Origin of the sequence: Lysobacter daejeonensis GH1-9, from assembly GCF_000768355.1 — a bacterium.
Classification (GTDB): Bacteria; Pseudomonadota; Gammaproteobacteria; order Xanthomonadales; family Xanthomonadaceae; genus Aerolutibacter; species Aerolutibacter daejeonensis.
This window is the reverse complement of record NZ_AVPU01000054.1, coordinates 1-7,541: the sequence shown is the minus strand read 5'-3', so window position 1 is coordinate 7,541 and position 7,541 is coordinate 1. Positions and strand designations below refer to the sequence as shown.

Genomic DNA, 7,541 nt, shown 5'->3' with positions numbered 1-7,541 from the left:
CGACCAGGTCGGCGCTGTCGTCCAGCCAGTTCACCGTGGCCTCGCTTTCGCCCACGCGGCGGCACGGATCGCCGCGGTTGGGGTAGCCGTCGCCGACCACGCGCAGGTTGGCAGGGAAGCTGGCTGGGGCCGCCGTAGCGGCGGGTGCGGCAGCGACGGGCGCTTCCTCCATCGCCGGCGCGGCTTCATTGGGCGGGGCCTGGTCTGCCCGGCAGGCGCCCAGCAGCAGGCACAGCGGGATCACGATGGACGTGGATGCAAAGACGGTCGTTCGCACGGCTGGCTCCTCCTCGAGGGGTGGACGGATCGTACGTCGGCCTCGCGCCGCGCCAGAACATGCGCCCACGCGGAAGTTCAGCCAGTACGCAAGACGGGTATAACGGTGGGAGCGCCCCGGCAAGGACAAGGATTGGCAATGGCAACCCATGGTTCCGACAAGCTGGCTGTGTTGATCGACGCGGACAACGCGCAGCCCAAGATCGCGCATGAACTGATGAACGAGATCTCGCGCTATGGCACCGCCACGGTAAAGCGTGCCTACGGTGACTGGACCCATGTCGGCATGGGCTCGTGGAAGGACATCCTCAACCCGTTGGCGATCCAGCCCATCCAGCAGTTCGCCTACACCTCGGGCAAGAACGCCACCGACTCGGCGCTGATCATCGATGCGATGGACCTGTTGCACGCCGGACGCGTGGATGGGTTCTGTCTGGTGTCGTCGGACAGCGATTTCACCCGCCTGGCCACGCGCATCCGCGAGGCCGGGTTGCTGGTGTATGGCTTTGGCGAGAAGAAGACGCCACAGGCGTTCGTGGCAGCCTGCGACAAGTTCGTCTACACCGAAATCCTGCGCCCCGAGGCCATGGCCACGGGCGAAGCCGTGCAGGAAGTGGAGCCGCTGAAACCCTTGCTGCAGGCGGCGGTGGACGCGACCGCACGCGAAAACGGCTGGTCACCGCTGTCGGCGGTGGGCTCCATGCTGGTCAAGCAGAGCCCCTCGTTCGACCCGCGCAACTACGGCTTCTCCAAGCTCAGCGAGCTGGTGCGCAACCAGCGCTGGCTGCAGGTGAAGGACGAGCCCATCGCGCCCGGCGCAACCAACGTGCACGTGTACGTGCGGCCCAAGGGCAAGAAAGCGGCGGCTGCCTAGAACATCCCCAGCGCGTTGGGCGAGTCCTCCGGCACTTCCTGCCCCAGGTCCCACAGTTCCACGATCTTGTCGCCGGCAAAGCGCGCGATGTGCACGACGGCGTACTCCTGCCCCTGCGCGCGACGCAGCTGCGAGAGCACAGCCACGCGGTCCTCGCCTTCGATCACCTGCTTGATGTCGAACGCCTTGTTGGGTTCGATCTGCGCGCTCTGCTCCATGGCCAGCAGCAGCGATTCGCGGTCGCCAGGGAACCACGCGTTGTGGTGGGTGAAGTCCGGCGATACGTGGCGGTCGTAGGCTTCGCGCACGTCGCCGCGGGCGCACATCTGCAGGAATTCGGTGGCGATGGCGCGCTTGCTGGGGGCGTTCATGGCGGGCTCCTGGGTGGGGCGGTCAGGGTGTGGCGACGGCCAAGGAGGGCACGAAGAGCAGCAGGAGCGGGAGGAGGCGCTTCATGCTCAGTCCGCCACCACCCCAATGTGCGGAATGAACCCGGCGCAGGCTGGGTCCTTCTTGAACTCGCGGATGCGGCCGGCCTCCATCCGGGCCAGCGCGCTGATCACCGCCCCCATGCCCGCATCGCGCACCGTCTGCGAGTCATCGCCGATCTGGATGAAGAGGTGGCAGCCCACCGTGGCGCCCGGCTTGGGCAGGGCGATGCCGCCGTTGACGCGCACGCCGTTGGGCATGATCAGCGCCTTGGGCTCGCCGAGGTAGTACACGTGCTCTGGGCCTTCGAACACGGCCTGGTAGCGGCCCTTGGCCAGCCCGGCCGACACCTTGTTGGCCACCAGCACGTCGTCGACAAAGTCGAAGTGGCTTGGCGCGGTCAGCGGCAGGTACGACTTGGGGCTCCGGGTCATGCCGGTGGCCAGCACCAGCGCAGCCAGGATCAGGAGCAGTGCGTGCAGGCGGTGCTTGCCGTTCTTGCGGTGGGGCATGGCTGGCCTCGGGTCAGGGTTGCACGCGAATCAGCCGTGCACGCAGTGCGGCATCGTCATGGCGCGAGGTGGGGAAGTCGAAGCTGCCTTCGCCGGCCTTGATGATGGCGTTGATGATCAGCCCAAGGGACTGGGTCTGCTGCGACTTGCCGCGGATGAAGAAGAACGCCGCGCCCTTGCTGTCGTCCTTGGGCACCAAGATGCCGCAGTTGAAGGTCATGGTGTAGGCGTGTTCGGGCTGCTTGGGCGGCACCACGTTCATGTCGGCGCAGCCTTCGCCACCGAGCAGGTAGATGGCCTTGCGATCCTCGAAGTGCTGCACGTACTCGCCGGGGCGCAGGGTGAAGGTGGCGGCCTTTTCCTTGAACACGTACGGTTCGGCCAGCGTATAGCGCGCGCCATCGGCGACCGGTGTCAGGTGTTGCGGGTACACGTGCTTGGCCAACGCGCTGGACGAGACCAGCAGCAGGGCTATGACGATCGCGCGCATGGATGGTCCGCTCATGGGGTCTTCCGTGGGGAGCCTCACGATACGATAACGCCACCCCTCCGCGATGGGCCATGCCCCAACGCCACCGCCAACGCCCGCAACAACCCGGCCCCATCGCCGCGCCATGCGCTGCCGTGCATGCAGGCCAACGTGGTCGGCTGGGCCTGCGCCAGCTTTTCCAGCAGCGCGCCCGTTTGCGGGCAGTGGGCGAAGTAGTCCATCGGTTGGCGGAACGCCTCGCTTGGGCCGAGGACGTCGGCCCCCGTAAGTGCCGGTTCGCCGCGGCCGGGCTGGGTGAACAGGTCGCCGCACAGCAGGGTGCCGGTGGTCTCTTCCATCAGGAAGCCGCAGTCCCAGCCGTGCGGCAGGTGCGGGGCGTCGAGCCAGCGTACGTGGTGGCGGCCCAGGCTGAGCGTTTCGCCGTCGGCCATGGCACGCGGTGCACGGTCAGCGAGGTCGTTGACCGACACCATCGCCGCCACCGCGCCGCACACCGGCGCCGACTGCGGGGCGGCGGCCAGCCACGCATTCAGCGCGCCGCACTCGTCGGCCTCGACGTGCGAGAACGCGATATGCCGCAGCCGCGCGGGCGGCAACACGCTGGAGACGGCCTCCTGCACCAGCGGGAACAGTTGGCGCAGGCCGGCGTGGAACAACAGCGGTTCGTCGTCGTCGATCAGGTATTGGTTGAACGAGAACGCACCGATGTCACCGGGCAGCGCCACCGGGGTGTTGATGCGGTAGATGCCCGCGGCGATCTCGTGGATGTTGGTGCCCGACTGCGTGTTGGTGGTGCCCATGACGGGGTTCCTGTCATCAGTGCAGCGGCGGCGGATCCAGCCGTGCGATCAGCGCGCGGAAACGCGGCAGGTGGCGCAGGGCGGCGAGGTCATCGTCATGCTCGATCCACTCGGGGAAACCTTCGCCGGTGCTGATCGAGCGATCCAGCAGGTCGAGCGCGGTGTCAGGCTCGCCGAGCAGCGCATAGAAGCAGGCGGCGTTGTACAGCGTGCCGTAGTCGTCGGGGCGCATCGCCAGCGCGGTTTCGATGCTGCGGCGGCCGGCCTCGGGGTCGCCGAGGTGCAACTGCATGATCGCGGCGAAGTAGTAGGCGCGCACGTTCTCGGGTTGCAGTTCGATCTGGTGCAGCGCGACGTCGAGTACCGTGCGGGCCAGCCGCCGCGCTCGCTCGGGCTGCCCCGCGCCGAACGCTGCCCCGACCGCGATCGCCAGCGCCTGGAACTCGTCGGGGCGAACGCGGTGCGCGGATTCCAACAGGTCGATGGCGCGCTCGGTGCGGCCGTTGGCGAAGCAGTGCCGGCCGAAGTAGTAGTAGGCCTCGTACAACTTCGGGTCGAGCGCGATCGCGCGCTCGAACGCGGCGACGGCGGCGTCGTGATCGCCGGCCAGCGACAGCACGTGGGCGTGGGCGACCTGGCATTCGGCCAGGTCCGGCGCCAGTGCCAGCGCGCGCCGGCTGGCGGCCAGCGCTTCGTCCAGTACCTCCTCGCGCTTGGCCAGGCGCCACAGCAGCAGCTCGGTCAGCGCATCGGCCAGCCCGGCGTGTGCCTGTGCGTAATCGGGGTCGAGCTCGATCGCTCGGCGGAACATCTGCGGCGCGAGGTGCCAGGCCACGTTGGTGGTGTGGCCCTCAAGCTGGCGGCCGCGCAGGTAGTAGTCGTAGGCGCGCATGTCACGCGGCGCGTGGCGGGTGAAATTGATCTCCGCCGGGGAGGTGAGCGACACCCGCAATGCGGCGACCACGCTGCGCGCGATCTCTTCCTGGATGGTGAAGATGTCCTCCAGTTTCCGGTCGAAGTTTTCCGACCACAGGTGGTAGCCGTTGCGCGCGTCGATCAGCTGTGCGGTCACGCGCACGCGGTCGCCGGCCTTGCGCACGCTGCCCTCCATGATCGCGGCCACGTTGAGCTGGCGACCGATCTCGCGCGCGTCGATGTCGCTGTCGCGGAAGCGGAACGACGAGGTGCGTGAGGCTACCTGCAGGCCGTGCACGCGGGTCAGTCCGCTGAGGATCTCCTCGGCCAGGCCGTCGCAGAAGTAGTCCTGGTCCTTGGCCTCGCTGAGGTCGGCGAACGGCAGGATGGCCACCGAGGCGGGCGGCGCCGCGACGGGCTTGGATTCGGGCGGGCAGCAGGCCGCTTCGGTGGTGTCGACCGGCGCGGCCTTCGCGCTCGCGCTGTCCACCAGGCCATGCGCGGTGTCGGCGACCGGGGCGATGAAGCGGTAACCCACCGCATGCACGGTCTGGATGTAGCGCGGGTGGTTGGCATCGTCGCCCAGCGCGCGGCGCAGTTGCGCGATGCTGCGGTTGAGCACGCCGGGGGTGACGTGGCGATGGCCCCAGACCGCATCCAGCAGTTCGTCGCGGCTGCGCAGCACGCCTGCATGCGCGACCAGTTCGCCCAGCACGTCAAAGGCCTTGGGCTCCAGTGCGATCGGCACGCCGGCGCGGCGCAGCTCATGGCCGACCGGGTCCAGCCGGAAGCCGTCGAATTCATAGGGATGCTGGGAATCTGCCACTGGGCGCGCCTCCTGCGTTGCGGCGGCGGCTACGCCCCGGACACGCCCAGCGTGCTGCCACCAGCATCCACTTCGCTCACCGTGCCCAGCCGGCGCGACGCGCGTGCGCGTTCGATCGCCTCATCGATCGTGTCGCGGTGCGGGTTGGCTTCCCAGTGGGTGACCTTGTACACATCCGCGCGCGGGTACTGGCGGACGATGTCGGCGTCCTGGATCCACTTCCAGTCGCCGGGCATGAATTCGTTGCGCAACGCGAACGTGCGCGCGGTGGCGTAGTTGTGTGAATAGATCAGGTGCATTGCAGGCCTCCGGGGGCAGGGCCGGGCGCTCGGCGGATACGCGGGCGCACGGAGCTATTGCCGCCCCCCGCGGCGAGGCTGTCTTTCACCCGTTCGGGGGATGTCGACTGCCGGCTGAACGCTTTTTTCACGACACGGTCGGAGCAATCACCTGTTCAGCCTCGTCCACATAGCGTGGAGTCCATGGGCCACCGCAGGGGTGGCCGCCCACGAGGAGCTACACCATGAAGCGCACCCTTGGCTCTATCTTGGCGCTGTCGATCCTGCTGTCCGGGGTGGCCGTTGCCGGCGCCCATGATGACGGCCGTCGCGGCGATGACCGCTATGACCGTTACGGTCGCTATGACCGCGACCGCGATGACGACCGCCATGACCGCGGCCGCTATGACCGCGACCATCACCATTACCGCCATGACCGTGGCCGCCACCTGGGCCACCACAAGCATCGCCACCCGCATTACGTGGCCTACCGCCGCGGCTACCACATCCATCCGGAGTACCGCGGTTACGCGGTCCGTGACTACTACCGCTACGGCCTGTACGCGCCGCCGCGCAACCACGAGTGGCGCCGCATGGACGACCGCTACGTGTTGGTCTCGGTGGCCTCCGGCGTGATCGCGGCGGTGATCCTCAACTCGCTGTAAGCGGTTCTTTGCGCGTGACCCACAAAGCCCTGGCCTGGTGCCGGGGCTTTGTGTTTTTGGACGTTACGCTGGACGCGGCCGCGACCCGCCCAGCAGCCGCGCGGGCAGCATCAGCAGCGCATGCAGGAAGGCGAACAGTGCGCCAAACGTGATGCCGACCAGGCGGAACGGCAGCGACAGCAGCCACGCGAACGGCCACAGCACCAGCGCCAGCAGCGCGATCGGCCAGCACAGCACCCACAGCACGCACCAGGCGAGCACGGCGAGAAGGGTGGTCATGGGTGGTCTCCTTGGCGGCTCACTCCGCGGCCCGTGGCCGCGGTGGCGTGCAGGGCGCATCACTCGCCGGCGTGCCGGTCTGCGCGCGGGTGCAGTGGTGCGGTACGGACGTCGGCAGGTGCCTGCGCACGGCGGGCTTCACCGCGCATACGCCGGGCAGCAGCGTATGCCGGCACAACGCGTCGGCACTGCCGGCGACGTCGATGCCGAACAGCGAAAGCACCAGGTACAACACAGCAAGGAGCTTGCTCACGGGTCACCTCATCACATGTGCTTGAACAGCGCCATGTACGGCACGCTGACGGTCAACGTCTCCGGCCGCGCCTTCAGACGCACGGTGCCGCGGCCGCTCTCGTCGCGGGTGATGCCGGCGATGGCCTTGAGGTTGACGATGGTGGAGCGGTGGATCTGCTTGAAGCGGGTGGGTTCGAGCATGCCCAGCAGGTCCTTGATTGGCGTGCGCAGCAGCGCTTCGCCGTCGGCGGTGACCACGGTGGTGTACTTGTTGTCGGCGCGGAAGTAAGCCACGTCGTCCACCAGGATCAGCTGCGTCTCGCGGCCGTTGCTGGCGGTGAGCCAGGTCAGCGTCGGCGCCGTGGGCGCCTGCGCGGGTACAGGCGCGGCGTTGAGGCGGGCCAGCAGCGCGGCCAGCGTGGCGGCTTCGTTGTTGCCGGTCCGGGTCTGCAGGCGGCGCACGGTGTGGGCCAGGCGCTCGGCATTGATGGGCTTGAGCAGGTAATCCACCGCGCCGCGCTCGAACGCGTCGATGGCGTACTGGTCGTAGGCCGTTGCGAACACGATCTGCGTGCGCGGACTGGTCTCGGCCGCGGCGGCGGCCACGTCCAGGCCGGTGAGGCCGGGCATGCGGATGTCGAGGAAGGCCACGTCGGGCTTGTGTTCGGCAAGGGCCTCCAGCGCGCTGGCGCCGTCTTCGCACTCGGCCACGATGCGCAGTTGCGGCCAGGTGACGTGCAGCAGCTCGACCAGGGCATTGCGCAGCAGCGCTTCGTCCTCGGCGACGATGGCGGTGAAGGGCTGCTCAGCCATGGCCGTGGCTCCCGTCTGGGGCCGCGTTGCCGGGGTTCGGCGGCGGCACGTTGTTGGGCGCGTCGATCGTGGGCGGCGCGGCCGGCTCGGTCCACCACGCGGGTGTAGCCGCGGCGGTTGGCGACACCGGCGGCGGTGCGCCGTAGCCGG

General features: G+C 68.5%; 11 protein-coding genes and 1 pseudogene. 2 read left to right on the top strand and 10 right to left on the bottom strand.

The genetic code is table 11. The features are described 5' to 3' along the window. Positions 1-277, bottom strand: a pseudogene (locus N800_RS16170) (hypothetical protein); the annotation flags it as partial. A 138-nt stretch (positions 278-415) separates the two neighbouring features. Between N800_RS16170 and N800_RS14705 the strand changes: the two are divergent. Next, positions 416-1,150 carry an NYN domain-containing protein gene (locus N800_RS14705; RefSeq protein WP_036140371.1) on the top strand — a complete coding sequence of 245 codons (735 nt, stop codon included), beginning with the start codon at positions 416-418 and terminating at the stop codon, positions 1,148-1,150. Here N800_RS14705 and N800_RS14700 read toward each other — a convergent pair. From N800_RS14700 to N800_RS14675, 6 genes are all read right to left on the bottom strand, one after another. After that, the gene (locus tag N800_RS14700; RefSeq protein WP_036140369.1) at positions 1,147-1,521 is read right to left on the bottom strand and encodes a nuclear transport factor 2 family protein; all 375 of its coding nucleotides are present in this window, start codon (positions 1,519-1,521) and stop codon (positions 1,147-1,149) included. The genes N800_RS14705 and N800_RS14700 overlap by 4 nt on opposite strands. A gap of 87 nt (positions 1,522-1,608) precedes the next feature. Next, positions 1,609-2,091, bottom strand: a complete 483-nt coding sequence (locus N800_RS14695; protein WP_036140366.1) for a hypothetical protein — start codon at positions 2,089-2,091, stop codon at positions 1,609-1,611. Between the two features lie 13 nt (positions 2,092-2,104). After that, positions 2,105-2,596, bottom strand: coding sequence for a hypothetical protein (locus N800_RS14690; protein WP_156963019.1), 492 nt, complete (start codon positions 2,594-2,596; stop codon positions 2,105-2,107). A gap of 20 nt (positions 2,597-2,616) precedes the next feature. Then, positions 2,617-3,381, bottom strand: coding sequence for an oxygen-binding di-iron domain-containing protein (locus N800_RS14685; protein WP_052108301.1), 765 nt, complete (start codon positions 3,379-3,381; stop codon positions 2,617-2,619). Positions 3,382-3,397: 16 nt separating this feature from the next. Then, positions 3,398-5,122 carry a TPR end-of-group domain-containing protein gene (locus N800_RS14680; protein WP_036140361.1) on the bottom strand — a complete coding sequence of 575 codons (1,725 nt, stop codon included), beginning with the start codon at positions 5,120-5,122 and terminating at the stop codon, positions 3,398-3,400. Positions 5,123-5,151: 29 nt separating this feature from the next. Next, entirely contained in the window at positions 5,152-5,421 is a 270-nt protein-coding gene (locus tag N800_RS14675) for a hypothetical protein (protein WP_036140359.1), read from the bottom strand. A gap of 224 nt (positions 5,422-5,645) precedes the next feature. On the opposite strand from N800_RS14675, the gene N800_RS14670 reads away from it, so the two are divergent. Further along, entirely contained in the window at positions 5,646-6,065 is a 420-nt protein-coding gene (locus tag N800_RS14670) for an RcnB family protein (RefSeq protein WP_036140357.1), read from the top strand. A gap of 63 nt (positions 6,066-6,128) precedes the next feature. Here the strand turns inward: N800_RS14670 and N800_RS14665 are convergent, their stop codons facing one another. From N800_RS14665 to N800_RS14655, 3 genes are read right to left on the bottom strand one after another with little or no spacing between them, the layout of a single operon-like run. Continuing rightward, positions 6,129-6,344, bottom strand: a complete 216-nt coding sequence (locus tag N800_RS14665) for a hypothetical protein (protein ID WP_036140355.1) — start codon at positions 6,342-6,344, stop codon at positions 6,129-6,131. Positions 6,345-6,363: 19 nt separating this feature from the next. Beyond that, positions 6,364-6,597 carry a hypothetical protein gene (locus N800_RS14660; protein WP_036140353.1) on the bottom strand — a complete coding sequence of 78 codons (234 nt, stop codon included), beginning with the start codon at positions 6,595-6,597 and terminating at the stop codon, positions 6,364-6,366. Between the two features lie 11 nt (positions 6,598-6,608). Beyond that, a complete protein-coding gene (locus N800_RS14655) occupies positions 6,609-7,391 on the bottom strand; it encodes a LytR/AlgR family response regulator transcription factor (protein WP_036140351.1) in 783 nt (260 codons plus the stop codon). Between the last annotated feature and the right edge of the window lie 150 nt (positions 7,392-7,541).

Excerpts from the sequence above, each read along its gene's own strand:
- N800_RS14670 (WP_036140357.1), top strand. The coding sequence starts at position 5,646 with ATGAAGCGCACCCTTGGCTCTATCTTGGCGCTGTCGATCCTGCTGTCC.
- N800_RS14665 (WP_036140355.1), bottom strand. The coding sequence starts at position 6,344 with ATGACCACCCTTCTCGCCGTGCTCGCCTGGTGCGTGCTGTGGGTGCTG.
- N800_RS14675 (WP_036140359.1), bottom strand. The coding sequence starts at position 5,421 with ATGCACCTGATCTATTCACACAACTACGCCACCGCGCGCACGTTCGCG.
- N800_RS14700 (WP_036140369.1), bottom strand. The coding sequence starts at position 1,521 with ATGAACGCCCCCAGCAAGCGCGCCATCGCCACCGAATTCCTGCAGATG.
- N800_RS14705 (WP_036140371.1), top strand. The coding sequence starts at position 416 with ATGGCAACCCATGGTTCCGACAAGCTGGCTGTGTTGATCGACGCGGAC.
- N800_RS14685 (WP_052108301.1), bottom strand. The coding sequence starts at position 3,381 with ATGGGCACCACCAACACGCAGTCGGGCACCAACATCCACGAGATCGCC.
- N800_RS14695 (WP_036140366.1), bottom strand. The coding sequence starts at position 2,091 with ATGCCCCACCGCAAGAACGGCAAGCACCGCCTGCACGCACTGCTCCTG.
- N800_RS14690 (WP_156963019.1), bottom strand. The coding sequence starts at position 2,596 with ATGAGCGGACCATCCATGCGCGCGATCGTCATAGCCCTGCTGCTGGTC.
- N800_RS14655 (WP_036140351.1), bottom strand. The coding sequence starts at position 7,391 with ATGGCTGAGCAGCCCTTCACCGCCATCGTCGCCGAGGACGAAGCGCTG.